This window comes from Paraburkholderia elongata, assembly GCF_013177735.1.
Classification (GTDB): Bacteria; Pseudomonadota; Gammaproteobacteria; order Burkholderiales; family Burkholderiaceae; genus Paraburkholderia; species Paraburkholderia elongata.
This window is the reverse complement of record NZ_WOEZ01000119.1, coordinates 60,785-86,484: the sequence shown is the minus strand read 5'-3', so window position 1 is coordinate 86,484 and position 25,700 is coordinate 60,785. Positions and strand designations below refer to the sequence as shown.

Annotated in this window: 25 protein-coding genes; 11 read left to right on the top strand and 14 right to left on the bottom strand. The window is 63.0% G+C overall.

The annotated features are described in order from the left end of the window. On the top strand, window positions 1–293 hold a 293-nt coding region (locus GNZ13_RS51590; protein ID WP_216674973.1), incomplete at its 5' end, for a hypothetical protein. Window positions 294–535: 242 nt separating this feature from the next. Here the strand turns inward: GNZ13_RS51590 and ahpF are convergent. The 3 genes from ahpF to prpR all read right to left on the bottom strand — a co-directional run bounded on the left by ahpF (window position 536) and on the right by prpR (window position 5,001). Next, window positions 536–2,128 carry an alkyl hydroperoxide reductase subunit F gene (gene ahpF, locus GNZ13_RS22470; RefSeq protein WP_172168175.1) on the bottom strand — a complete coding sequence of 531 codons (1,593 nt, stop codon included), beginning with the start codon at window positions 2,126–2,128 and terminating at the stop codon, window positions 536–538. A 151-nt stretch (window positions 2,129–2,279) separates the two neighbouring features. Further along, a complete protein-coding gene (ahpC, locus tag GNZ13_RS22465; RefSeq protein WP_172168163.1) occupies window positions 2,280–2,843 on the bottom strand; it encodes an alkyl hydroperoxide reductase subunit C in 564 nt (187 codons plus the stop codon). 148 nt (window positions 2,844–2,991) lie between these two features. After that, window positions 2,992–5,001 carry a propionate catabolism operon regulatory protein PrpR gene (gene prpR, locus GNZ13_RS22460; protein WP_236002132.1) on the bottom strand — a complete coding sequence of 670 codons (2,010 nt, stop codon included), beginning with the start codon at window positions 4,999–5,001 and terminating at the stop codon, window positions 2,992–2,994. A gap of 159 nt (window positions 5,002–5,160) precedes the next feature. Here prpR and GNZ13_RS22455 point away from each other — a divergent pair, with 159 nt between their 5' ends. From GNZ13_RS22455 to GNZ13_RS22445, 3 genes are all read left to right on the top strand, one after another. After that, entirely contained in the window at window positions 5,161–6,042 is an 882-nt protein-coding gene (locus tag GNZ13_RS22455; RefSeq protein ID WP_172168162.1) for an isocitrate lyase/PEP mutase family protein, read from the top strand. A gap of 292 nt (window positions 6,043–6,334) precedes the next feature. Then, window positions 6,335–7,771 carry an MFS transporter gene (locus GNZ13_RS22450; RefSeq protein ID WP_172168161.1) on the top strand — a complete coding sequence of 479 codons (1,437 nt, stop codon included), beginning with the start codon at window positions 6,335–6,337 and terminating at the stop codon, window positions 7,769–7,771. Window positions 7,772–7,877: 106 nt separating this feature from the next. After that, a complete protein-coding gene (locus tag GNZ13_RS22445) occupies window positions 7,878–8,312 on the top strand; it encodes a GNAT family N-acetyltransferase (protein ID WP_172168160.1) in 435 nt (144 codons plus the stop codon). A gap of 10 nt (window positions 8,313–8,322) precedes the next feature. Here GNZ13_RS22445 and GNZ13_RS22440 read toward each other — a convergent pair whose 3' ends face one another. The 4 genes from GNZ13_RS22440 to GNZ13_RS22425 all read right to left on the bottom strand — a co-directional run bounded on the left by GNZ13_RS22440 (window position 8,323) and on the right by GNZ13_RS22425 (window position 12,633). Further along, window positions 8,323–9,192 (bottom strand): 2OG-Fe(II) oxygenase, encoded by an 870-nt coding sequence (locus tag GNZ13_RS22440; RefSeq protein ID WP_172168159.1) that lies wholly within the window; start codon window positions 9,190–9,192, stop codon window positions 8,323–8,325. Between the two features lie 203 nt (window positions 9,193–9,395). After that, a complete protein-coding gene (locus GNZ13_RS22435) occupies window positions 9,396–10,274 on the bottom strand; it encodes a 2OG-Fe(II) oxygenase (RefSeq protein WP_172168158.1) in 879 nt (292 codons plus the stop codon). A 98-nt stretch (window positions 10,275–10,372) separates the two neighbouring features. Beyond that, complete coding sequence (locus GNZ13_RS22430) at window positions 10,373–10,852, bottom strand: nuclear transport factor 2 family protein (protein WP_172168171.1); 480 nt, start codon at window positions 10,850–10,852, stop codon at window positions 10,373–10,375. 185 nt (window positions 10,853–11,037) lie between these two features. Next, the gene (locus GNZ13_RS22425) at window positions 11,038–12,633 is read right to left on the bottom strand and encodes an MFS transporter (protein ID WP_172168157.1); all 1,596 of its coding nucleotides are present in this window, start codon (window positions 12,631–12,633) and stop codon (window positions 11,038–11,040) included. 109 nt (window positions 12,634–12,742) lie between these two features. Here GNZ13_RS22425 and GNZ13_RS22420 point away from each other — a divergent pair, with 109 nt between their 5' ends. From GNZ13_RS22420 to GNZ13_RS22410, 4 genes are all read left to right on the top strand, one after another. After that, window positions 12,743–13,618, top strand: a complete 876-nt coding sequence (locus tag GNZ13_RS22420; RefSeq protein ID WP_172168156.1) for a LysR family transcriptional regulator — start codon at window positions 12,743–12,745, stop codon at window positions 13,616–13,618. Window positions 13,619–13,792: 174 nt separating this feature from the next. Next, the gene (locus GNZ13_RS52565; protein WP_236002131.1) at window positions 13,793–14,077 is read left to right on the top strand and encodes a hypothetical protein; all 285 of its coding nucleotides are present in this window, start codon (window positions 13,793–13,795) and stop codon (window positions 14,075–14,077) included. After that, a complete protein-coding gene (locus tag GNZ13_RS52560; protein WP_236002130.1) occupies window positions 14,074–14,268 on the top strand; it encodes a hypothetical protein in 195 nt (64 codons plus the stop codon). The genes GNZ13_RS52565 and GNZ13_RS52560 overlap by 4 nt, the downstream gene beginning before the upstream one ends. Window positions 14,269–14,408: 140 nt before the next feature. Further along, window positions 14,409–15,758 (top strand): DUF2325 domain-containing protein, encoded by a 1,350-nt coding sequence (locus GNZ13_RS22410; RefSeq protein ID WP_172168154.1) that lies wholly within the window; start codon window positions 14,409–14,411, stop codon window positions 15,756–15,758. Window positions 15,759–15,848: 90 nt separating this feature from the next. Here GNZ13_RS22410 and GNZ13_RS22405 read toward each other — a convergent pair whose 3' ends face one another. Genes GNZ13_RS22405 through GNZ13_RS22395 form a run of 3 tightly spaced genes read right to left on the bottom strand, consistent with a single transcriptional unit; the run spans window position 15,849 to window position 17,501 of the window. Continuing rightward, on the bottom strand, window positions 15,849–16,271 hold the full coding sequence (locus GNZ13_RS22405; RefSeq protein WP_236002129.1) for a winged helix-turn-helix domain-containing protein: 423 nt from the start codon (window positions 16,269–16,271) through the stop codon (window positions 15,849–15,851). A gap of 39 nt (window positions 16,272–16,310) precedes the next feature. Further along, window positions 16,311–16,958 (bottom strand): nitrogen fixation protein NifQ, encoded by a 648-nt coding sequence (locus GNZ13_RS22400; protein ID WP_172168152.1) that lies wholly within the window; start codon window positions 16,956–16,958, stop codon window positions 16,311–16,313. Window positions 16,959–17,012: 54 nt separating this feature from the next. Further along, window positions 17,013–17,501: a molybdopterin-dependent oxidoreductase gene (locus GNZ13_RS22395; protein WP_172168149.1), complete on the bottom strand. Its 489-nt coding sequence runs from the start codon at window positions 17,499–17,501 to the stop codon at window positions 17,013–17,015. Between the two features lie 226 nt (window positions 17,502–17,727). On the opposite strand from GNZ13_RS22395, the gene GNZ13_RS22390 reads away from it, so the two are divergent. The 3 genes from GNZ13_RS22390 (at window position 17,728) to GNZ13_RS22380 (ending at window position 21,492) form a co-directional block, all read left to right on the top strand. Next, window positions 17,728–18,678, top strand: coding sequence for an NHL repeat-containing protein (locus GNZ13_RS22390; RefSeq protein ID WP_172168147.1), 951 nt, complete (start codon window positions 17,728–17,730; stop codon window positions 18,676–18,678). A gap of 83 nt (window positions 18,679–18,761) precedes the next feature. Beyond that, complete coding sequence (locus GNZ13_RS22385) at window positions 18,762–19,637, top strand: extracellular solute-binding protein (RefSeq protein ID WP_172168145.1); 876 nt, start codon at window positions 18,762–18,764, stop codon at window positions 19,635–19,637. Window positions 19,638–19,653: 16 nt separating this feature from the next. Then, window positions 19,654–21,492: an ABC transporter ATP-binding protein/permease gene (locus GNZ13_RS22380; protein ID WP_172168143.1), complete on the top strand. Its 1,839-nt coding sequence runs from the start codon at window positions 19,654–19,656 to the stop codon at window positions 21,490–21,492. Window positions 21,493–21,499: 7 nt separating this feature from the next. Here GNZ13_RS22380 and GNZ13_RS22375 read toward each other — a convergent pair whose 3' ends face one another. The 4 genes from GNZ13_RS22375 to GNZ13_RS22360 form a co-directional block, all read right to left on the bottom strand. Next, the gene (locus GNZ13_RS22375) at window positions 21,500–22,942 is read right to left on the bottom strand and encodes a nicotinate phosphoribosyltransferase (protein WP_172168140.1); all 1,443 of its coding nucleotides are present in this window, start codon (window positions 22,940–22,942) and stop codon (window positions 21,500–21,502) included. A 93-nt stretch (window positions 22,943–23,035) separates the two neighbouring features. After that, a complete protein-coding gene (locus GNZ13_RS22370; RefSeq protein ID WP_407945653.1) occupies window positions 23,036–23,782 on the bottom strand; it encodes a methyltransferase family protein in 747 nt (248 codons plus the stop codon). A gap of 162 nt (window positions 23,783–23,944) precedes the next feature. Next, a complete protein-coding gene (locus GNZ13_RS22365) occupies window positions 23,945–25,150 on the bottom strand; it encodes an AAA family ATPase (RefSeq protein WP_172168138.1) in 1,206 nt (401 codons plus the stop codon). A 62-nt stretch (window positions 25,151–25,212) separates the two neighbouring features. Next, window positions 25,213–25,500, bottom strand: a complete 288-nt coding sequence (locus GNZ13_RS22360; protein ID WP_236002128.1) for a hypothetical protein — start codon at window positions 25,498–25,500, stop codon at window positions 25,213–25,215. Window positions 25,501–25,700 lie beyond the last annotated feature (200 nt).

The following is a 25,700-nucleotide window of genomic DNA, read 5'->3' as shown; positions in this document are numbered from 1 at the left end:
CAAAGCCGCGGCAAGCGCAATCCCCGCGGCGTGAAGCGAAAGATGTCGAATTTCCGGATCCGGCGACGATGGGAGCCGCTGAATCAGCGAATAGCGCCCAAAGTGGTTATCAAGTGAACAGTATTGGGCCTAGGTGGGAGGCTCCAAACAAAGGGGCCGTGGATGCGGCATTCGGGGTGGGCTTCGAGCGGGTGAATGAAACGGGTGTTTGCGGTATCGCAAACGCTGTCCGTGAGCGCCAGCCCGGCCTGGGGCTCCGCATGCCGAAGCGCGCCGCGCCGTCGGCCGCTTGACCGTGGCCAGCCAAATTCATAAAATCTGAGTTCAAAACTACGTACGAGCGGGTGTGAAAAACGTAGCGCCGCCCGGGTCACCGGGTTCCACCCGGAGTGGAAAATTCGCCGCAAGGTGAATAGAGAATCCCGCATGCGACGGCTGCCGAAAGGCAGCCGTTGGTTTTTGGTGCGCACCATGCTGGGTGCACCAAACAAAAACGGCGGCCCGAAGGCCGCCGTCCACTACTCACACAAGCCAATCAAACTGTCGCTTCAGCTTCTGCTTCGCTCACTACTTCAATCTCGTCGCCGTGACGGATCAAGTGATCGAACGCGGAGAGCGATGCCTTCGCGCCCTCGCCCACGGCAATCACGATCTGCTTGAACGGCACCGTGGTCACGTCGCCGGCGGCAAACACGCCCGGCACCGACGTTGCGCCGCGTGCATCGACGACGATCTCGCCGTGCTTCGACAACTCGACCGTGCCTTTCAGCCACTCGGTGTTCGGCACGAGACCGATCTGCACGAAGACGCCTTCCAGTTCGATGTTCTTCGCTTCACCCGAACGCAGTTCCTTGTAGACCAGGCCGTTGACCTTCTTGCCGTCGCCGGTGATTTCCGTGGTCTGTGCCTGCGTGACGATCGTCACGTTGGCGAGGCTGCGCAGCTTGCGTTGCAGCACTTCGTCAGCACGCAGTTGCGCGCCGAATTCGAACAGCGTCACTTCACGCACGATACCCGCGAGATCGATCGCCGCTTCGACGCCCGAATTGCCGCCGCCGATCACCGCAACGCGCTTGCCCTTGAACAGCGGACCATCGCAATGCGGGCAGTACGCCACGCCATGGTTACGGTACTCGCGCTCGCCCGGCACATTGATTTCGCGCCAGCGCGCACCGGTTGCCAGAATGATGGTCTTCGCCTTCAGCACCGCGCCGTTCGCCAGACGCACCTCGTTGATGCGGCCCGGGATCAGCGCTTCGGCACGCTGCACGTCCATGATGTCGACTTCGTAGCTCTTCACGTGCTGTTCGAGCGCGGTGGCGAACTTCGGTCCTTCCGTTTCCGTCACGGAGACGAAGTTCTCGATCGCCAGCGTATCGAGCACCTGGCCGCCGAAGCGTTCCGCCACGACACCCGTGGCAATGCCCTTGCGCGCCGAGTAAATCGCCGCCGCCGCGCCCGCAGGACCACCGCCGACGATCAGCGTGTCGAACACCGGCTTCTTTTCCAGTTCCTTCGCAGCACGCGCACCGGCATTGGTGTCGAGTTTCGCGAGGATTTCCTTCACGCCGCTGCGGCCTTGGCCGAACACTTCGCCGTTCATGAACATGGTCGGTACCGCCATGATCTGGCGCGCTTCGACTTCGTTCTGGAACAGCGCGCCGTCGATCGCTACGTGGCGGATGCGCGGGTTGATCAGCGCCATCACGTTCAGTGCCTGGACAACTTCCGGGCAGTTCTGGCATGACAGCGAAAAATACGTTTCGAATTGATAGTCGCCGTCGAGACTGCGGATCTGTTCGATCACCGCATCGTCGAGTTTGACGGGATGGCCACCGACCTGCAAAAGCGCAAGGACGAGCGACGTGAATTCATGCCCCATCGGAATGCCGGCGAAACGGATGCCCGTTTCCTTACCCGGCTCGCCGATCGAAAACGATGGCTTGCGCTCGCTGTCGCCGCGACGTTCTATCACGGTGACGCGTTCCGACAACGTCGCGATATCGTTCAGCAATGCCAGCAGCTCTTGCGATTTCGCGCTGTCGTCGAGGGAGGCGACGATCTCGATAGGCCTGCTAACCTTTTCGAGGTACGTTTTCAACTGAGTCTTGAGATTGGCGTCCAGCATGGCTTTCGATTCCGTGACGAGGGGTGTTGGGTCCCGGGCGCCGCACGCATCCGGATAGGAGGCGCGCAGCCCGGGGACGCGCGAACCGCTGTAAGAAGCGGTCCGCACGGCGGTGCGCCGTGAGGCGCTTACTGCGAGAGGCTTTTAGACCTTAGATCTTGCCGATCAGGTCGAGCGACGGGGTCAGCGTTTGAGCGCCCGGCGTCCACTTGGCGGGGCAAACTTCACCCGGATGAGCCGCGATGTATTGCGCAGCTTGCACCTTGCGCAGCAGTTCGCCGGCGTCACGGCCAATGCCGTTGTCGTGAATTTCGGCCAACTTGATCTCGCCTTCCGGGTTGATCACGAACGTGCCGCGCAGTGCCAGACCTTCTTCTTCGATCAGCACGTCGAAGTTGCGCGAGATTGCCAGCGTCGGGTCAGCGATCATCGGGTACTTGATCTTCTGGATCGTGTCCGACGTGTCGTGCCATGCCTTGTGCGTGAAGTGCGTATCGGTCGACACGCTGTAGATTTCGACGCCGAGCTTCTTGAATTCGGCGTAACGATCGGCCAGGTCGCCCAGTTCGGTCGGGCACACAAACGTGAAGTCAGCCGGGTAGAAAACGAAAACCGACCACTTGCCCTTCAGGCTTTCTTCAGTGACGGTCTGGAAGTCGCCATTGTGATAGGCCTGTGCCTTGAACGGTTTGACTTGACTGTTGATGATCGGCATTTGCTGAGTCCTCTTTCGGAGTGGTTGGAAAGTGGAGTCAGTATGTCAGACGGCGCTTAATAGGTAAAGTGGTGTGTTTAAATTATTTCGATAGTTTATTACTATTTGACTCGCTACCGGCGACTATTGCACCGCACCAATCCTCGGGTCAGTCCTTCATGAGCCGCCAAAGGGTTGTGCGGCCGATCCCCAACGCCCGGCTTGCTGCAGCGCGATTACCGCCAGCCTGTTCGAGAGCGCGTATGACATCCTCGCGGGTGGGTGAGCGGCGGGCCGAGGGGTCGCTGGCGGCGTGGGCGTCAGCCGTAACGCCATGCACGCCCGCGGCTGTCTGCCGCATCCGCCCGAACTCCGGAAACACCGCCTGCAGATCCTGCCAGCCCTCGCCGGCCGAATCGCTCAGATAAATCGCGGCGCGCGCAAGCAGATTTTCCAGTTCCCGCACATTGCCGGGCCACGCATAGTGCTCGAACAAGGGTGTGAGGAACGCCAGCACCCGCTCGAGCGCGGCACCCGACAGCCCATATTGGAGCGCACTGCGGTTCAACAAATGCCGCGCCAGTTGCGCGACATCACCGCGTCTTTCGCGCAGCGGCGGCAATTCTATCTGAAGCAGATTCAGCCGAAAATACAGATCCGCGCGAAACACACCCTGCTCGACCAGCGCGTGCAGATCGCGATGCGTGGCGGCAATCACCCGCACGTCGACGGGGGTCGCGCGCCCGGCGCCGAGCTTCATGACTTCACGCTCCTGCAACACGCGCAGCAGGCGGCTTTGCAGCGCCGCCGGCATCTCACCGATTTCGTCTAGAAAGATCGTGCCGGTGTGGGCGATTTCGAAGAGGCCCGGCTTGCCGCCGCGGCGCGCACCGGTGAACGCCCCTTCCTCGTGACCGAACAGTTCGCTTTCGATCAGCCCTTCAGGGAGCGCCGCGCAATTGAAGGCGACAAACGGATTGCCACGCCGCCGGCTGGCATTGTGGATGCCCTGCGCGACCAGTTCCTTGCCGGTGCCGCTTTCGCCGCTCAACAGCACGGTGGCATCGTGAGCCGCACCTGCGCGCGCGAGCCGCCGCACCCGCTCGAGCGCCACCGAACTGCCGACCAGATCGTCCAGATGGTGTCGCGCGACCAGATGCTTCGGCCGCTGGCTGGTGCGCAGCGAGCGGTCGATCCGCTGCGCGACCAGCGCATCCTGCACCGTGACCACCGAGCCCGAACGCAAGCCCTGCTCGAGGATCGGCACACAGTTGACGATCAGCGCGCGGCCGCCGATCTGTTCGATACGCTCCTCGACCGGCATGTCATGCTCAAGCGTCTCGCGCAGTAACGGGCCGACGGCGCGCGTCAATTGCGCGGGGACGTCCTGTTCGCGGTCGAGTCCGAGCAGATCGAGCATCGCCGGATTGACTGCTTCGAGCTGACCGGCGTCGTCAAAGGCGGCCACGCCGTCGCGCAGATGAGCGACGATCGTGTTCAGGCGCACCCGCTTCGATTCCTTCTGGCGGCTCACGCGCGCGAGTTCGACCGAGCGCTCGAACGCTTCTTCGACCGCGCCGAGCGAGTACAGAAAAACGCTCTCCAGACCGGCATGCTGCGCGAAATCGCAGGCCATGCCGGGGCCAATGATCACGCTGCAGCCTTCGGCCGCCAGATTGGCGACCGCGAGCCGCACTTCGTCGATCGAGCGGTAGGCGCGCTGCTTCAGACCGACGTTCAGCCACGCGCTCAGGTCCGCGAGTTCGTGTGAGATGGTTTCGTGCAGGACAAGGCCGATCTGTGCGCCGGGCCAGGTCGTTGTGGCGCGGGTGATCGCGCTCAGCACGTCGAAGCCGTTCACCTTGACCATCACCACCGGCACGCTCAGGTTGTCGCGCAAGTAAGCGCCGTTCGATCCGGCTGCCAGCACGACATCGACCGAACCCGCGTCAACATAAGCTTGCAGGGCCGTGACGGCGGCGCCGTAACCCTCCCGGACCGAAAAAAACCTGGCGCGCCCGGTGTAACGCGGCGCGACCGTCTCGCAAAGCGATTGCAACCGGCTGATACTAACCAAGGCAACGCCTGGGCGGCCAGAATGGGGATCGGTAAGGGACGACGTGAAAGTGGACACTGCGACGCTCCGCTCATAGCTGAAACGTTCCATGAAACGTTTCATGGAACACCCCGGCATTCTGCCATGAACCGCGACGCCGCCCTCTTTCCGCCTAACCTGCTGATTGTTTGGCACAAATCCTAAGAGCCGGCGAATGGCATGCTTCCTGCGAATTCAGCTCAGCGTTCTATCACTCACTTTCCTATCTGGAGACACACAGCCATGACCACTTCCGTTACCCGCCGCGCCGCCTTCCGCGCCAAAGTCAACCAGCGCCAAGGCCTGCTCGTGCCGGGCGCCTTCAACGCCATGAGCGCGCGCGTGATTGAAGACGCCGGCTTCGAAGCGATCTACATCACGGGCGCGGGCGTCACCAATATGTCGCTCGGCTTGCCCGACCTCGGGTTCATCGGCCTAGCCGAAGTCGCCGAGCATTGCGCACGGATTCGCGACGCAGTTGCGCTGCCGCTGATCGTCGACGCCGACACCGGCTTCGGCAACGCACTGAACGTGCGCCAGACCGTGCGCGTACTCGAGCGCAGCGGCGCCGACGTGATCCAGTTCGAAGACCAGATCATGCCGAAGAAATGCGGCCACTTCGCCGGCAAGGAAGTCGTCAGCACGAGTGAAATGGTCGGCAAGATCCGCGCGGCCGTCGATGCCCGCGAAGACGGCAACCTGCAGATCATGGCGCGCACCGATTCGGCCGCGGTCCACGGTATCGAAGACGCGATCGAGCGCGGCCATCGCTTCATCGAGGCCGGCGCGGACATTCTGTTTATCGAAGCGACCGAATCGCTCGCCGACATCGAACGTCTGCCGGGACTGTTCGACAAGCCGCAACTGATCAACATCGTAATCGGCGGCAAGACACCTGTGCAATCGCGTGAAGCGCTCGCCAAACTCGGCTACGGCATCGTCCTGTACGCGAACGCGGCGCTGCAAGGCGCAGTGCTCGGCATGCAGCGCGCGCTCGGCACGCTGAAGAGCAACGGCCGCCTCGATGAAGACGCTACGCTCGTCGCGCCGTTCAGCGAACGCCAGCGCCTGGTGAACAAGCCGCTGTACGACAAGCTCGATCGGGAATACGCGGCGAAGGATTGAGCGGCAAGAAAAGCAGTGTTTCCGGCGCGCTTCTCGCGCTGCTGCCGTCGCGCGCCGCAGTGTGCCCCTATGTGCCGCTATGTGCCGCCGTCTGTTGCCGTTCGCCGCTGTGGGTCGCGAATTGTTGCGTTACGATGCAGGGTTGGCGGCAAGGGGTGACGGTTCAGGGGCGCCGCGGAAACACGTTTTCGAAAGGTAGTCGCAAGAACATGAAATCAAAACCATCTCGCGGTACGCGCCGGCACGATGGCGGCATCGGCGAATCCACGCGCAGTGCGAAAAGGAAAGCGCGATGACCGGCGGCACACGCGCGTCACACGTCGGCTGGCTGCCGTATATCGTGGCGGCCACCTTCTTCATGGAGTACCTCGACACCACGGTGATCGCGACCGCGCTGCCGCAGATGGCACACTCCTTCGGCGTCGGCCCAAACAGCCTGAGCCTCGGTATGACGGCTTATATGCTGGCGCTGGCGATTTTCATCCCGGCGAGCGGCTGGGTCGCCGACCGTTGCGGCTCGCGCACGGTGTTCTTCAGCGCGATCGGTGTGTTCACGGTGGCTTCGGTGTTGTGCGGCTTGTCGCAGAACGTGACTGAATTTACGGCCGCGCGGCTGCTGCAAGGCATGGGCGGCGCGATGATGGTGCCGGTGGGCCGTTTGATCGTGGTCCGCAACACGGAGAAGAGCCGCATGATGCAGGCGATCTCGACCATCACATGGCCGGCGATTGCCGCGCCGGTGGTCGGACCGCCGGTGGGCGGCTTCATCACCACCTATGCGTCGTGGCGCTGGATCTTTCTGCTGAACGTGCCGTTCGGTCTGGCAGCCATGGCCGTTGCGCTCGCGCTGGTGCCGAACCTGCGCGGCACCGAACGCAAGCCGCTCGACGTCGTCGGCCTCATGCTGAGCGCCACGACGCTGACGGCGATTCTGTATGGCGCTGAACTGGCGAGCCAGCCCGGCGAGAATCCTTGGGTGGCGGGCGCGCTCATCGCGGGCGGATTGCTGATGGGTGTGGTGGCGTTCCAGCATGCGAAGCGTCACCCGCATCCGCTGATCGACGTATCCACGCTGAAAATCCCGACTTTTTCCGTGACGGTGGTGACCGGCTCGTTCACCCGCATCGGTATCGGCGCGGTGCCGTATCTGATGCCGCTGCTGTTCCAGGTCGGTTTCGGGTTGTCGGCGTTCAAGTCGGGCTTGTTATTGCTCGCGAGCGCGCTCGGCAACCTCGGCATGAAGGCACTGACCACGCGCATCCTGCAACGCTACGGTTTCCGGATGGTGTCGATTGTCGACGTGACGGTGGCCGGTGTTTTCATCATTGCCTGCGGGTTGTTGACGCCGAACGTGCCGCTCGTGCTGGTGTTGTTCGTCGTGTTCATTTACGGCGTAGCGCGCTCGATGCAATTCTCGACGCTTGCCACCCTCGCCTACGCCGACGTCTCACAACCGCAGATGAGCGCAGCGAGCACGCTTTGGAGCGCTGCCGCCCAGATGACGATCGGTCTGGGCATTGCGTTCGGCGCCGTCTCGCTGCGCGCGGCAGCGTTCTTCAACGGCGAGACGACCGGCCGTGTTTTCACGCTGGATGATTTCCGCCTGGCGTTTCTGTTTGCCGGTGTGCTGACACTGATGTCCTTGATCGGCTACTTGGGTCTCGCGCACAACGCCGGACAGAGCATCGGTGGCGGTTCGCGCGGCGTCGAGGACCCGGCGAAGAGCTGAGCGCAAAGCGGGCCGGATGGAAGAGTTTGAAGCGGGAGTTGAAGCAGCGGTGCCCAACCGGCGCCGTATCCTTTCATTACTTAACCAGAACAGGTGGAGAGACGCGGTGCAAGCGAACGAGCTGACGATTTCGAGCAACAAGGCCGACCTCGACATCGAGATGATCTACGCGTTCCTCTCGCAGGAGACGGCATGGGCGAAGGGCCTGCCACGCGAGACGTTCGACCGGGCGATAGAGGGGTCGCTATGTTTCGGTGCGTATATCGAAGGCAAGCAGATCGCGTTTGCTCGCCTGGTAACGGACCAGGCAACATTCGCGTACCTGTGCGATGTCTTCGTGCTGCCCGCGTACCGCGACAAGGGATACGCGTCAGCGTTGATGAAGCACGTATTCGCCAGCCCATCGCTGACCGGTTTGCGCAGAATCGTGCTGGTGACGACAGACGCTCACCACGTCTACAAGCCGCACGGTTTCAAGGAACTGACGACGCCGGAGCGCTATATGGAACTGCACAATCCGGACGTCTACAAGATGGCTTGAGCGAAGCGCTCTAAGCAAAAACCCCTTCCCTGACCCACTTGGTCATGATCCACTTCTCGCCTTCCAGAACAGGCGCGCCCCCATGCAAGCTCAATGGATCGAGTTGCCGCGCCCCATTCATATAGCGGAAATAGACAGCGCCCCCTCGCTTCGGGGCAACCGACACGCCAGCATCGGGAAAAAAAGTCTCCCCTCCAGCCGCCACGTCGTTGAGATACAAAACCAGCGTCGCAACCCGCTGCCCGCCACGCGCCATATGCACGGCACTGCCCGTCTGCGCCGGCGGAAAATAATCGAAATGCGCCCGATACTCGGCGCCGACCCCGTACCTCAGCACCTGCAACCCTTCACCATTATCGACCGGCCAGTTCATCAAACTGGCAAAGCGCTTTTCGAGCCGTTCGAGGAACGGGTCCGCACCTCGGTGATACCAGGCGCCTTCACTAGTGCGATTGGGGATCACGTCGTTCGACCCGTTCTCAGGATTGACGGTAGTGGAGCGCTTGAGCAGCGGACGCGACCGTTCGATCATCTCATCGCACTCTTCGTCCGACATCACGTCGGCGTACGCGACGATCTGCGGCCGTTCGCAGCGCATCAGCACCTTGACGTCGCGATCGTAGGCACGAACCACATTGCCCGCCGCGACCGGCGCCGGATCGTAGCGGTATTCGCCCGCGGCCGCCTCGGTACCGCATGGCGCGGCAGCAACGGCCGTGCGAGCCATTCCGGCAGCATCGAACGAAGCGTTCACCGTGGTTCGTGCGAGTTCCGATGCGAAGCCGGCGCCCACCATGGCATCCACCAACGCCGCAGGGCTAAAGCCGCGCTCGACATGACTGTCCAACCAGGTTTTCACGGCATCGTTTACGACTGGCATACGTCTCATCCCACATCCAGAGTTCGCTCGCTCAGCACACGCAGACCGGGCGCGTAGCCAATCGGGCGATGCTGACTAAAGCAAAGGATGATAGGTGGCCGTCCCGTCGCATTTCACGCGAGGATTCGGAAACGAGCCTTGGATAAAACGCATTCAGCGTCGGATTCGACGCATCGCGAATTATGAAATTTCCTGCGCGCGCCTTAGCCGTAGGCCCGCTCGCGCATCCACTTCGTCATGATCCATTTGTCGCCGCCAAGCACCGGCGCGCCGCCGTGCAGGGTCAGCGGATCGAGTTGATGCTGGCCGTTCATATAGCGGAAATAGACCGCGCCACCCTTTACTGCCGCGACTGAGATGCCCGCTTCCGGGAATATTGTTTCGCCGCCGTCGGGCACGTCGTTCAGATAGATCACCAGGGTCGCCACCCGCTGGCCGCCCTGAGCGGTATGCACCGCGCTGCCGGCCTGATCGGGCGGGAAATAGTCGAAGTGAGGACGATATTCGCCGCTCGTGCCGTAATGCAGAATCTGCAGCCCTTCGCCGTTTTCGACCGGCCAGTTCATCAGACTCGATATGCGCCGGTCCATCTTTTCGATGAACGCGTCTTCCCCGCGCTGGTACCAGATGCCTTCGCTGGTGCGGTTGCGGATCACGTCTTCCTTGCCGGTGTCGGGATTGACCGTGGTCGAGCGCTTCAGCCGATGACGCGAGCGTTCGATCATCTCGTTGCACTCGTCAGGCGACAGCACATCCGCGAACACAATCACTTGCGGCCGCTCGGAGCGCATCAATACGCGGACGTCGCGATCGTGCGCACGGATCACATTGCCGCGTGCAACGGGCGACGCGTCGTACTGGTATGTTTGCGGGCCGGCTTTTACCAGCGCTGCCTCAGTCGCTGCCGCTGGCGAGTTCCCTACGTCCGCCGGGTTCATGCCGAACGCTTTGTGCACTTCCGCGCGCGCGGCTTCCGTGGCGAAACCGGCTTGCACCATCGCATCGATCATCGAGTCGATGCTGCAACCGCGCGCTACATTGCTGCTCAGCCACTCTTGCCACGATGCATCCACTACCGGCATAGAACTCCCCCGTTTGTCCACGTCACGAAATACTGCACCAACTGGTCGGCTCATAGCAAGGCTGGGGGAGTGCGCAGGGTTGACCTCGGGTTGGCCTGCTACGTGCGGCGCTGCCTGCGTCGATAGAGGTCGAGGCCTTTTCTCGCCTGCGCCCGGATTGCGCGCTGCACGAAAGGCGTCCAGCCGAGCAGCGCGCCTTTGATGCCCAAAGCCTGACGGGCCCAACGCCAAAGGTCGAACGTATCGCGATGTTCGACGATGCGGCCCTCGCGAAACACGAAGCGCGCGGCGATGCGGTTGACCACCGTGCGGCCCGTCTGACCGAATGTGTAACGGGCCACCCAGTGGGCGCGGCCGTTGAGCTCATCCGCTTCGACACTGTCGTACGTCAGCGAGAAGTCCTGCGCGCGCGCCACCAGCATACGCCACATGTCGCGCGCCTCTTCGCCGCGCAGCTCGCCAAAGGCCGGATCGCTGAAGACCACATCGTCGGCATAGCAGGCGGCCATTGTTTCGGCATCGCGCTGCTGGAACGCGGTGTAAAAACGCTCGATCAGTTCGGTGTTGGGATGGCTCATTTTCTTGTGCTTGTGCGTTCCCGAATTGTGGAACTTACGCTTGTACGTTGCCCGGTTGCGGACACGGCCCGGAAAGGAGCGCGCGCCCAAGTTTGAGCGCGCGCAGCACACAATATCGTAAAACGGGGTGGCCGGGGCGATGAGGCCTGGCCGGACGGCAAAGCAGCGGCCGGACCGGTAAACTCCTACCCGTTCGACGCAACCCCACGCACCGGTACAGCCTCACCCTTGCGACCCAGCAGCCAGATTCCCGCCGCAATCGACACCGCAATCGCGCCGGCCAGATAAAGCGCCGCAGCAAAACCGCTGGCAAAGCTCGCGTGCGCGGCCGACACCAAGACGACCCGCAACGCAGGCGGCAGATGCGCGGTGGCCTGCGCCATATCGCCAGCCAGCACGCGCGACATGAAACCCGTGTCGAGCGCTGCGCTAATATCAGGCGTCATTTGCGTGCCGGCCACGAACGCAGCGTGGGTGCGGGCCGCGAGTACCGCGCCCAGAACACCCACCGACGTGACGATCGCCGTGAAGCGCGTCGTCGTGCTGATACCGGACGCCATGCCGGTTCGATCAAGCGGTACGCACGCCATGATGGCCTTCTGCGTATCGCCATTCATCATCCCTGCGCCCAGGCCGGTCACGACCATGCCGAGCGCCACCAGCGCATAGCTTGCGTCGCCGGCGACGAGCGCCGTCAGCAGATTGCCGGCCGCGATCAGCAATAGCCCGGTCGACAGCAACGCCATGCCCGGCAAGCGCCGCGCGAGCACTGCGCCGATGTACGGCCCGAGCACCATCGCCAGCGCGAACGGCAGCATGCCGACACCCGCCATCACCGCCGACAGACCGAACGCGTTCTGCAGGTAGAGCGGCAAAAACGTCATCATCACCTGCGCGCAGGCAGCGTAGCCGAACATCGCGAGTACGGCTGCGACAAAGCGCGGCTGGCGGAACAGTGCAAGGTCGACCATCGCATGCGCCCGCGAGCGTTGCACCTGAATGAATGCGCCAAACAGCAGCGTGCATGCCGCGAGCCTCGCGCCCGTGACCCAGCTCGCGAGTCCGTCGGTCGGCACCTCGATCAAGGCCCAGATGCCGAGCGCGAGCGCAAGGCCGAACAGGATGCTGCCGGCGGCATCGAGCGGACCGGGTTCGGGATTGCGCGACTCGCGAATCGAGCGTGACGCGCACCACGCGAGCACTGCGCACACAGGCAGATTGAGCAGGAAAATCCAGCGCCAGCCGAGCCATTGGGTGATCACACCGCCGACAAGCGGCGCGACCGTCGTCGCGAGGCCCATGCAGGTGCCCCACACGGCCCATGCGCGCACGCGCGCGGGACCTTCGTGGAAGGTGTTGGCGATCACGGCGAGCGCCGCGGTGAGCAGCATCGCGGCGCCGACGCCCTTGACCGCGCGCGCCACGTCAAGCATAGCCGCCGATGGCGCCGCGCCACAACCCAGTGACGCCAGAAAGAACACCGCGAGCCCGAGCAGCAGCATCCGCTTGCGGCCGACGCGGTCGGCGAGACCGCCCGCGGGCAGCAGACACGACGCGAAAGCGACCATATACGCGCTGACCACCCATTCGACATCGGCGAAACTCGCGTGAAACGAGCGTGCAATCGAGGGCAAGGAGACGGCCACGACATTGGTATCCAGAACGATCAGCGCGCAGGTCGCCGATGCGGTGGCCAGCACGAACGCAGGGTTGACGGGTTTTGAGCTTTTCGAGTCTGACGACTGCGCGGGCAGTGTAGGACGGGCGGACGGGGATGACATACGGGCGGGTGGAGTCGAATCGAAGTCATCCGATGGTAGCGAAGCGTCTATTGCCTGTCATTGGCATAGAATCACAGAATAATTAGCTCTGGCGGAAATACTGAAAACCATGCGAAAGCTCGAACTCCGCCATATCCACGCATTCGTTTGCGTCGCGAAGCATCTGCATTTCTCCCGCGCCGCGGATGAACTAGACATCGCGGCCCCTTCGCTGACCAAGCTGATCCAGGAAGCGGAACGGCTGCTCGGCGTGCGGCTCTTTCATCGCACCAAGCGGTCGGTGGCATTGAGCGCGGCAGGCAGCGCCTACCTCGCCGAAGCGCTCAACGCACTCGACCACCTCGCACGCGGCGAAGAGCGCGCGATTCTCGCCGAGCGCGGCGAGTTGGGCAGGATCGAAGTCGGCTACGTCGCTTCGGCTGCCTATGCGGGGGTACTGCAACGGGCAGTCGGCGGCTTTCGCGCCAGGTATCCGGGCGTCGATGTTTCGATTCGCGAGGTGCCGATGGACGGCGCGGCCGAGATGCTGCGCGACGGCCTGCTCGACGCAGCCTACGTGCGCCCGCCGGTGCCGCTCGTCGACGGTATTCAGGCAAGCACCGTGCATCGCGATACGTTCGTCCTCGCGCTGCCGGAAAGTTCTGCGCTGGCTGGCTTGCCAGACATCAAGCCTTCCCAACTGCGCGACCAGTGTTTCGTGCTGCCGGAACAGGAAGCCGGCACCTTTGAAGTCGCAAGGCGCGGGCGTTTTTCGCCGCGGCTCGGGTCACGTCCGGGCACGCTCGCGGCGGTGCTGGCCTGCGTATCGCTAGGCGGCGATGTGGCGGTCGTGCCGCATACCCTGGCCGATTGCATCGCGTTGCCGGGCGTTGTCTACCGCAGCATCGCCGGCAAACCCATCGCTTCGGAAATCGCCATTGCCTTTCGAAAGTTCGAACGGGCGCCAGCCGTGCGGGCGTTTCTCGAGTTCGCGCGAGGCAGGTAAAGCCGCCTCTGCTACACTCGCGCCGCCTTTCGTTATATCCTGTCGAATATCACGGTATGCTTCGTGGAGTGCAGCGGCTCGCCCGTCACCCGCGCACGACGAAGCGAAACAAGCAAGCAGGAGCTAGCAGCGGTGCCTAGTCGACCCACATCGCGACCCACATTGCGATCCCCATTGTCCAACCCGGCGAAACGCCGCCCAGAAGGACTTTCGTCAACCATCGTCGCGGTGAAGTCGGCGTCCGAACGTGGCCGCGCCGAGCTGATCCGGGATGTCGTCGATGCTTACCGACGCCTTTACGGCAGCGTGCAGCGCTTCGTGCTGATGCTGACGGACGATCAATTGAACTTCGCTTCGGTGGGCACCTCGGGTTCGCACTCATTGAATCAGTTGCTGTCGATTCTCGCCGAACAGGCCAAGGCGGCGGCTTTCGTCCGTCTGCGCGATCTGAAAGCTTGATCGAAGAGGCGCGCTCGGCCGAGCAACTTCGCGACGCGATTTTCTCGGACGCGTTCAGCAACGACCTCGCCGCATTACGCAAGGTGGTGGCCGAACTCGAACGGCTCGACACTGCGTTTATCGGTCTGTGCGTTGGGCACGTTCTTGAGCAGCATGCACGCGCAGCCACTCTCGTTCACCCAAACGACTGATTCGTCATTGCCGCATATGAACGTTTTCGTTTGTCCATCGCTATATCCGTTCGAATATATCGCCAGCAGCGCCTGCATGGCGCACGCGTCCAGCGCGCACGTTCAGTCAGCCTGACGCCAGAACCGGATTCGAGGTCCTCATGCACACGCCGCCGTTTCGTCTCGCCCAGCCCCCGCGTCTCAAACTGTCCAGCGACGAGCTGGCCGGCACCGGTTTGCGCGCTGCCGACCCGTGCTGCACGCCCGCCAAGGTATCGCCTTCGAACGCCAAACGGCGCGCGCGCCTCGCCGAGCTCGACGGCCAACTGCATTGCTCGATCATCGGCACCTGTCTCAGCACGCACGAACTGCGCAAGCTGGTGTCTAAATTCACCGGCCTCGATCCCCGGGACGCGAGCGACCTGGAGATTCATCACTCGGCCGTCGAACTCGCGATCGACGGCGGCGCGGGCGCCAAAGCCCTGCACAAGTTGCTCGACGAGCGCTATGCGGCGGCAGTCCGCCGCTTCGACAAAGCCGCCGACGATGTCGATCTGCTGAAGCTCTGGGACGATACGCTGAAAAGCGGCGATATCCCGCCTGCTTACTGGGCTTTGATGACGCATCCGTACGCGACCTTGTACGTGCGCCAGAAAGCGTTCGGCGAATTGCACATGCTGTCGCATCTGGTCGGCGCGGCGAATCGCGCGGACATCCGCAGACTGGTTGCGCTCGAAGCGGAAAACGCCGAGTTGCAGGAAAAAGTCGAGCGGCAGCAAAGCCGCTTGCAGGAGATCAGCATGCAGCGCGATGCGTCGATATCCGCGCTCAACGAGCAGATTGCGCAGTTCACTGCCTTGGCCACGCGCCAGACGCCGACGGATCCCTCCGATCTCGAAACCGAGATATCGAGGCTGCGCGACAAACTGGCCGACACCGACCAGCGGGTGGCGCTTCACACGAGCCGCCGTGAGGCCGCTGAACAACGTGCGCTGCAGGAACAAGGTGCGGCGCTCGCGTTACGCAAGAGCCGGGATCAGGCGTTGGAGCTTCTCAAACTGGTGCAAAGCGAATGCGATGCGCTGGAACGCGCGGCGGTGGATGCAGCGGACGCGAATGGCCCGGGGACGCGGCAGGCCAGCCTCGACAGCGTGCGCGGCAAACGGATTGTGTATATGGGCGGCCGTCCCGGCTCGAATGCCGCGCTCAAGCGGCTGGTGGAGGCCGCCGGCGGTGATTTCGTGGTGCACGACGGCGGCGTGGAAGATCGCAAAGGTCTGCTTGCCGCTGCGTTGCCGGGTGCGGATATCGTCGTGTTTCCGGTCGACTGCGTCGATCACGATTCGATGAATACGCTCAAAAGGGTCTGCGAACGCCATCAGATCGACTACTACCCGTTGCGCACGGCGAGCGTGGCGAGCTTCGTCGAATTGGTGGACCGCCTGCGCCGCGAGCATCTTGCCCAGTTGGGCAATCCGCCGCCCTCGGCGTTTTGCCTGCGCCACGGCTGATCTGTAGGCTGTCAGCGCCGAACGGTGAGGCCTGAACGCTAAGCCGAGGGGGCGTCAGCCCTCAGTCCCCAGCCCTCAGCCCTCAGCCGCTCAGGAGCGAATCAGCCTCGTCAACTCGGCGATCTGCTTCGCGCAGCTTCGTTGCGCCTCGACTTCGACATCGCGGTACAGACGAATGATGTTTTCGCCCACCGGCGTCAGCGTACAGCCGCCGCCGCTTTGACCGCCTTGCTCCGAGTGCGTGGCGGGCGCCTTGAGCGAGCGGTTCAGTTCATCGATCAGCAGCCATGCGCGCCGGTACGACATGCCGAGGCTGCGCGCCGCAGCCGAGATCGAGCCGTATTCGCGCACGGCTTCGAGCAGTTCAACTTTGCCCGGACCGAGCGCGACGGCGTCGCCGCTGCGGATGCGCATTCTGAAGCGCACTTCGGGGCGCGGCTTCACAGACCTCGTCGCGGATTTTGTCGCGGGTCTTGGTTTGGTTTTCGCGGTATCAGCCATGCGCGAAAGCATACACGAACCGCCTCGCCCTGCCACCCTGGCTGAATGGCTTCAGTGGTGACCGGGGAAGCAATGCCCGTAGTCTTCGCAGCCCGGACAACCGGGAGCCGGGCCAGGCTGAAGCCCTAAGGAAAGCGCGCGTTGCTGGGCGAGGAATTTCTTCCAGCGCAGGTTGTCGACATTCAGCACGACGAGCGTCGGGAAATAACGCGTCAGCATCCATGTGACTTCTTCACGGCCCGCAAGGCCGAGGTCGCGCCACAGGTGATCTGGCCGCAGGCACGCGTGAGCGATGATCGAGGCGAGACAGCGAGCGTCGCCCGCGTCGATGGCGGTGCTGGAATACGTGAGCAGCAGCGCGCGTAGCGTGTCGACGAATGCCGCGTGTTCGCTGGTGTCGACGGGTGGCAATGCAGACAAAGACGCAGGCATGGGCGCAAGCGCGGCCGCGTGCACAAAATGCCGCTCCAGTAGCGCGCGCCACGCTGGCTGCGGCAACCCAAGCAGCGCAAGTTCGTCGCGCACCTCGCGCGCAGCAATCAGCCTCGCGAACAGTTGAGTATCGGGCGACACGGCGTCCGTGGCAGCGGCCAGCCACTTTGCCGTGCGCTCGGCAACCTGCGCATCGAGCGACGCACGCGGCGGTTCGGTGCCGGGTGCGGCAACTCTCACAGCAGGCGAAAGCGGTTCGTCAGGCATGGGGGCAACACGATGATGAACAGCGGACCATGTTACGCCTGTCGCTCGAATCGCCTACGCCGACGGCTTCAAAACATGCGCCTCGATACGCGCAAGACGTTTGACGTGGCGTGGCGCGGGCAAAATATCCGAACCGGAAAACAGAATCGGCACGCCGTCTTCGGCGTCGAGCGCGCGGCCACCGCATTCGTACGCGACCAGCACATTCTCGTCGACCGGCGTGTTGAACAGTTCATGCCATGAAAACGTCACGACGTAACCATCGTGTCCCACCGCCACGAACACCGTGCGCTTGAACTCTCCCGGCACGTCGTTCGGCAGGCCCGCTTCAGAAATCAAGGTCGTCAAACGCACCCCGCGGTAAGGCTCGACGCTGCGGATGAAACGGTTCGTCGTGTAGCAGCGCAGATCGAACGGCGTAGCCAGCACGCTTTCGTACGCCTTGAGCCGCTCGAGGTCGAAAGACAGCGGGCGCTGGAACCGTCCGCTCAGGACGAGCGCGCCTTCGACGGCAGGCGCGGCAATCACATTCACACTATCCATACGCGGTTATCTCCAGCATTGGTGCCTGAGCGGCCTGTTCACTCGTTATGTCCGTGTGTATATTACGCTGGGATGGCCGCCCCGGCGCAAAAACGCATCGATACGCAATATATCGCTAAACATATCGGCCACTCTGCCGGCGTCATCCACATCGATAAAAATTCACGGCTCGCGTCGACCAGCCGGTTTCACGGCCAGCCTTCAATCCGGCCGCTCTGGAGATCACATGCGCTTTTCAACCCGCTTCTCAACCCGCTTCTCGCCCGCTCTACTAGGCACCACCCGCTTCGCCCTCGTCAGCTGTGGTTTGATCGCCTTGCTGGCGGGTTGCGGCGGTGACGACGTCACGGCTGTTCCGCAACGTGTCGCCGTCAGCGCTTCGCCGAACGGCATCGCAGTGCGTGCGGCGGACGGCGCCGTCTTTATCACCGACGATCAAACCAACGGCGTGCTCTCTTCACCCGACGGCCACACCTTCTCGCATTACGCTGGTGTGCCGGTCGTGGCCGGCCAGGCGAACAGCCTGAGCCAGTTGAGCTTCGCCGATGCCGGCACGCTGATGATCGAACGCTTCGGCTTCGGCACCGCGAGCGCGGTGTTCGGCATCACGGGTGTGGACACGATTGCGCCGCTGAGCGGCCCCAATCCGGCGCGACGCCGCCTCGGGCTCATCTCGATCGGCTCGAATCGCTTACTGTCCACGTGGTTTATCAAAAGCGGCAGCACGCCGCCACAAGGCGGTCTGAGCCTCATCACTTACGATCCGACCGCCCATACCGCCGTCGAGCGCGATCTGCTGACGGGTCTCGGCAAGCCGGTCGGCGTTGCCGTGTCGGGCGACACCGTGTACGTCTCCGATCAGGTGAACAACACCATCGTCAAATCGAGTCTGAGCGCGCTGCTCGGCGGATCGCAGGCAGTGGCCCCGAGCGCGACGCTCGCGCAGATCAACAGCCCCGACCTCATGGCCGTCGACGCGAGCGGCACCCTCTACACGAAATGCAACACCAGCGGCCTCTGCCGGATCGCGCCGGACGGCACCGTCAGCCTGCTTGCAAACGACTTTCAGGACGCTCGCGGCGTGGCCGTCGACGCGCCCCGGCACCTGCTGTACGCGATCGACCGCGCCGGCAGCACGGGCGGCACCAGCTACGTGCGGATTTTCCCGCTCAATTGACCATATGGAGCGCGCAGCGACACACAACGCAATGCGATGGCGTCGTAATATAGCGCTCTTAATAACGCATCGGGGTCAATCGCATGATTCGCAAGCTGCTTGCATCTTTCGTGGTCGTCGCCGGCGTGGTGACGGCCGCACCCGCCTTCGCGCAGGACGACACGGTCAACGTGCTGTACGCCGGTTCGCTCGTCAATTTGATGGAGCGTAGCGTGGGACCGGCCTTCGAAAAGGCTACCGGCCAGCACTTCCGCGGCTATGCGGCGGGCTCGAACAAGATCGCTAACGAGATCAAGGGCAAGCTGCGCCGTGGCGACGTGTTCATCAGTGCGAGCCCGAAGGTGAACACCAGCCTGATGGGCGAGGCGAACGGCGACCACGTCACGTGGTATGTGAACTTCGCCGAATCGCCGTTGATGATCGGCTACAACCCGCAAAGCAAGTTTGCCGCGGACTTCAAGAGCAAGCGCTGGGATCAGGTGTTGCAGGAACCCGGCATCCGCGTCGGCCGTACCGATCCGAAGCTCGATCCAAAGGGCGCATTCACTGTCGAGATGATGACGAAGGCCGCGGAGCTCTACCATCAGCCGGATCTCGTCGAGAAGACGCTGGGCGCCGCGGAAAATCCCGCGCAGGTTTTGCCTGAAGAAACGCTGGTGGGCCGCCTACAATCCGGCCAGCTCGATGCCGGCTTCTTCTATTCGACTGAAACGTCCGACCTGAAAATTCCAGCGATCCGTCCGGCGCCCGAATTGCAGGCCAAAGCAAGCTACACGCTGACGATTCTCAGCGATGCACCGAACCATGCGGGCGCGAGCAGCTTCGTCGACTTCCTGCTGAGCGCGCAAGGGCGCGCGCTGCTCAAGCAACACGGCGTCGATGTGATCAAACCGACCGTTACCGGCAACGTGCAAGCGATGCCGCCTTCGGTGCAAGCCGTGATCGACGCCGCGCAATAAGGTGGTGAAACAGGCGGTGAACCGTTCCGCCGCGCGACCGCTACTGTGGCTGGCGGCGCTGCTTGCCGTCTATCTGTGCGCCCCGTTTATCGCGAGCGTGCCGCAACTCGGCGCGGCCGACTGGCCGAACGTCGACTGGCGGGCGGTGTGGTCGGCGGTCGGCGTATCGGCGGCAAGCGCCAGCGTGGCCTCGTTCGTGATTCTGCTGGGCGGCGTGCCGCTCGGCTATTTTCTGGCGCGTTCGAACTCGCGCAAGATGGCGCTGCTCGGCTTCGTTGTGCAGTTGCCGCTTGCCTTGCCGCCACTCACGAGCGGCGTGCTGCTGCTGTTTCTGCTCGGCCCGTATAGCTGGGTTGGCCGTTTCACTAGCGGGGCGCTGACGGATTCGTTTGCCGGCATCGTGCTCGCGGAAATCTTCGTGGCTGCGCCCTTCCTGATCATCGCTGCGAAATCGGCGTTCGCCGCCGTGGACCCCGTGCTCGACGACGTGGCCGCGACGCTCGGTCACCATGCAAGCAGCCGCTTCTTCCGCGTGATGTTGCCGGTCGCGTGGCCGGCGATTCGCGCGGGGCTCGCGCTCGCGTGGTTGCGCGCCTTCGGCGAATTCGGCGCGACAGTGATGGTGGCCTATCACCCGTATTCGCTGCCGGTGTACACGTACGTCGTATTCGGTGGCCAGGGCCTGCCGGCGATGATGCCCCTGCTTCTGCCGACGCTCGCGATTGCGATTGTCTGCGCGGCGCTGTCGATTTATAGCCTTCGGCAGAAAACCGCGCTCGAACAAACCGAAAACGGCGACGACGCACTGGAGCCCGGCACGGACCTAACGGCGAGCCGGGGCGAGACCTCCAATCGTCGTCTCGCCTTTCATTTGCAGCGCCGATTGGGCGCGTTCGAGCTCGACATAGCGTGGACGCCGGCGACGCGGCGGCTTGCGATCATCGGTCCGTCGGGCTCCGGCAAATCCCTGGCATTGCGTCTGATTGCAGGGCTCGAATCCAACGCATCCTGTTCCGTCCGGCTCGGCGCAACTGACTTGAGCCCACTGCCGCCCGAGCGCCGCCAGATCGGCTATATGCCGCAAGACTACGGTTTGTTTCCGCATATGACGGTCGCGCAGCAACTCGCGTTTCCCGTCGACGCCGACGCAGCCAGCGCACGTTACTGGCTCGATCATCTCGGCTTGGCGCAATTGATCGGGCGCTTGCCGCATCAATTGTCGTTCGGTCAGCGGCAACGTGTGGCGCTGGCGCGAGCGCTCACGCGTCATAGCGAATTGCTGCTGTTCGATGAGCCGTTCGCAGCGCTCGATACGCCGCGGCGGCGTCGTTTGCAGCAGTCGCTGCGCGCGTTGCAGCGAGAGATTGCGGCCGTGACGATCATCGTCACGCACGATCCCGACGAGGCGGCGCTGCTCGCGGACGAGGTCCTGGTTGTCGAACAGGGGCGAGTACTGCAGGCGGGGTCCATCGATAGGGTATTCGAACGACCCGCTTCAATGCGGGTTGCCGAGCTACTCGGCTTGCACAACGTCGGCGAAGGTTTGATGACGGCGTCTGGTCAAGTCGAGATTGGCAATGGGTTGGCGATCGCAACGGGCGATTGCGGCTTGGCCATTCCCGCCGGGCAACGGGTGATGTGGCGCATATCTTCCCAAGCCGTGGTTATTTCGCCCGATGGCACTTATGCCGGCGTGGTCGAAGCGGTCGAGTTACGGCGCGGTGAGCGGTATGTCCGCCTGAATATCGCGGGGGTGCGGTTCGATATCGCGAATGAAGATAGCCTGCTGCGGGAAGGAAGCCCTTGCCGGATTGATGTTGATGGTTCCGGCGTGTCGGTCTGGAATGTGAGCTGACACCCGCCTAACCCTCACCCGCGTGAGCCCGCTCCCTGACTTCGGCAAACGCCATATCCACGAGCAATTTTCCAGATTCAAAAACAGTGACGAGCGCCTCGTGCCAATCCTCTTCAACGGTGCGGTCATCCCACACCACCGGCAGCGTCACTGTCCGATACTCGCCTGTGTGACGATTCACCAGCAACGTAAGCCGCCCTTTCATCGACCGCTTGCCGGCATCCGTGACCGGGTCCTTGTGAACGTCGTGCCATTCATCCCCGAGCCGGATGGCCGAACACTTCATGGCGAAGCGCTGCGTATCGCGGTTGATCTGCTGCAGCAACGCACCGCCCATGCCGAAGACAATGTTGTCCGCTGCAAAGCCGGCCTCATCCATGCCCGCAAGGATTGCCTCGATCGAATCCGGATTCACGCCGTCGCCCTGAATCACGCGCACCTTATTGAGTACGCGCCGCCCCTTGCCGTTCACCGTCGAACCGAACGACGCCTCGAGCGCCCGCATGGTCTGCAGAACAATTGTCAGCGGATCGCCGGAATCAGGCCGGATCACCAGCGTGCCGCCAGAATCGAGCACCGCCTGCTTCAACTCGGTGCCCCATACCTTGAGCGCGGCAAACAGGTCGTAGGAATCGGACACCACCGAAACGATCGCCCCCGGCTTGCCGAACTTCGCGATCATGTTGCGGAACGCGTCGGCTTCACGCTCGCGTCCCCAGGACGTGATCGTGCTGTGCTCCGCGGCCGGCACGGAAAACGCCGCCATCGGTTCGTTGTAGTAGTGGTTTGCGGCAACTACGCCGAGCACCGTATCCGAGCCCATGAAACTGACAAGATGCGCCGAGCCGCCGATCGCCGCCGACTCCGCACTCGACACGCCGCGCGCACCGAAATCGTGCAGCTTGAACGGTAGTTGCGTGAGGTCGTCGCTACTCTTCTCCAGATAGGCGCGGATCGTTTTGCGCAGATGCCAGCTTTGCGTCGCGACCGTAATCGGATACCACACGCGCATCAGCATCGTTTCCAGATACGAGGCCAGCCAGAACACCTGTGGATCGTCGCATTCGACCGTGACCAGTACGTTGTGCGTGGGCACGACCGAGCCCTCCGGCACCGCGCGAATCCGCACCGGCAGATAGCCGTCATAGTGCTCGACGATGTAACGCCAGCCCGCTTCGTTGAACGGTTCGCCATGCGCCGTGAAAAACGCCTTCGCCTGGTCGATCATCTCAGCGGCAATGGGGCGGCACAGATACTCCTTGATCAGCATCTGAAGGCCGAAGAACAGCGTGCGGTCATAGCGTCCGCCGCGCGACTCGATGTATGAAAACATCGCCGACGCTTCGGGCGGATATTGCAGATAGTGCGACGCCTTGTACGAATCCGTGTTGAGGATCGGATTGGACAGGATCGACGCCATGTCGTTAAACGGGTTTATATCGTTTTGCATGGATGATGCTGCGCTCGTGCGGCTCTCTCAAGGGTAATCAGGCGGGCTGGCGATCTTGCCGTTTATTGCCGCTTACTTCGACACCATACACCCTCAAAACACGCCCGGAATCACCCGGAACCGCACCTTACCCCTGTAAGCCCGATACCGCTCGTCATCGGACAGGAGCCGCTCCTCCCGCACAATGCGCCCAACCTGCAACGCAAACTGGCATCCGTAAACAATCACGTTCTGAATCCCGAAGTTCGCCAGCAAAAAACCGAGGTCCGTAAGGAAATACCCCAGGTACATAGGGTGGCGCACGAACTGGTAAGCCCCGCGAGAAACCACTCCGCGATTGGCGGGCAAAATACCGAAGGACCTTCGCAGCGACACCTTCGCGAACAGTTGCCAGAAAATCCCCAGCAGCTGCAACGACGCGCCGGCCAGTTCTGGAATGAGCTGGGCTCCGGGCGAAAGCCGCACGGCTAGAAAATAGAACGTCCCGCCCACCGAGCAGATGAAAGCAAAAGGTGTCCAGTCACGTTTGATGGGCACCCGCGAAAATAACGCCAGGCCCAAGGTCATGAACGCGCTCACCACGAGCAGCAACAAGGTGACGCGTGTGGGCGCCGCGAGCCATTGCTTGACCGCCGCGTAAGTAAAGATGCTCAACATGAGCCCCGCGGCGACGCGTGCGAGGATTTCGACGGACGCCTCGCGCATGCCGCCAGCCGGCATCGCGTTGTCTCCACCGTCGCTACCGTCGGCGCGGGGCGCCGCGCCCGCCGGTTCGCCGATCGCGGCATCCGGGAGACGGCCCTCACTATCGAATTCCCGCGAGGATGTGGTCTTTGTCATGGCATACTCATTTCGATATGCGAATTATTTTTCGAGCCCGCTGCATGAAGGATTCCAATCCGTCAGTGTCGCAGCGTAGCAGCCACACCAGCCGGATGTCCATATCATGCCACGCGCGCCCGAATTCAATTCCGGCGCGCGACTCTCGGCGATCGGATTGGCTCAGTGCCCCGGCTTCAGTTGCCGCGGCACGTTCGGCCGCGTAGCAAACAGACGGCCGAACATCCCTTTGCGGGGCTCGGCGATGCCCGCCGGCCACAGCATGTCGGCGAGCAGGCAGATGCCGTGCGCCAGCGCGCTGTCGCGGGCGGAGGTGACGAGCGGCACGCCGCGGTTGAGCGCCTCGTTGACCTGCTTTTCGTCACGCGGAAGCTGGTGCGCGACCTTCGCGCCGAGGGTCTGTTCGAGCTTCGGCAGGTTGATGCACGCGTTCTTGTCGTATTGATTCACCACGAGCCGCACTTTGCTGGGCGGATAGCCCAGTTCCTTGAAAATATCGAGCATCCGCCGGCCGCCGTGCAGGTAAAGCGGGTTTTGCCGCACCACCATGCAGATTGCATCGCTGCGATCGAGTGCATGGATCGTCAGCGGATTGAGGCTTTGGCCGATGTCGATCAGCACTGCGTCGTACCGTTCGCGCGCCAGCGTGAGGATTTGCGCCAGTTGCCCGGGCAGTATCTCGGCTGCCTTGAGCGGGTCGCCGGCCCCCGCCAGCACGTCGAGGTTCGCGTGGACGTGCATCACGCAGGAGTCCAGCAAAGCGGCGTCGAGTCGATCAATCTGCGAGCACAGATCGGCGAGCGTCGCGGGGGGCGGCTCGTCGGCCATGAGTAGGCTCGCGTCGGCGAATTGCTGGCTGAGATCGATCAGCAGCACGCGCCTGGTATGCAGCGCGGCCAGCGACCAGGCGAGATTCACGGCGATCAGCGTCGTGCCGCTGCCGCCCTTGCACGATGCCAGCGAGACGACCCGCCCATCACGGCGCACGGCCGCACTTTTCTTCGTGGCGATATGCGTGAGCGCGGCCGCGATCTCATACGCATCCAGCGGCCACGACAGCACGTGCCGCACGCCGACGCGCATCGCCGCGGTCAGCAAGGCATTGGACGGTGTCGGCGTGACCAGCATGCAATGCAAGGCAGGCGAGCAGGCCAGAGCCTCCTCGATGCCGCCCAGTTCGCGTGCGCTCAGATCGACATCGTCGACGATCAGCAGATCGGCACGCCGGATTGCGCGGGCATGCATGCGCAGTTGCCGCACCGTGCCGTAAGCGGTGCGCAGGCGATACACCACGCCGCTTTCTTCGAGGCGCGCGACGATATGCGGCGCGCGCTCCGCGCTGGACGAAATCAGGAATATGTCGATCATGTCGCGTCTCCGCCGGACTGAAGCCTTCCAGTAGGAAAGGCCGCGTCAATAACAGTCGACGTTCAGGTGTATTCGTCGGGATCGGATCGGTAGATGTCCGCAGTCCGATCGCGGCCTCGTTCGGGCGAAACCGGGATCTCATAGATCGTCTCGCGCAACACGTCGCGTTGAATCTCCGCCTGAGCCTTGCGTTTCATCGCCTCGGCGATCACCAGCGTGAGCAGATCAGCCGACGGCGCGGCGAACAAGGGTCGCTGCCGCGCAAAGTGACGTTGATAGGTGAGACCGGCGCCGTGTGCCGTGGTGTGGTGGTCCAGCCGCAATGCGACTGGCTTGCTGATCGTTTTCATGACAACCCCCAAATGATGAGTCATTTCAAGGCCGCATCCAGGTGAGCCGTGCCCGCGTTAGTGCGCGGGCACGGCGCCCGGTTCACCTCGTAGTGTGTCCCTCTATGGAGACTCAGGCCATTCCTCCCCGCTTCGTCGCGCCGGCCGGTCCCGACCGTGCGCTGCCCCTTCCCTGTTCTGTGCGTCGCGCGCTCGCGAAT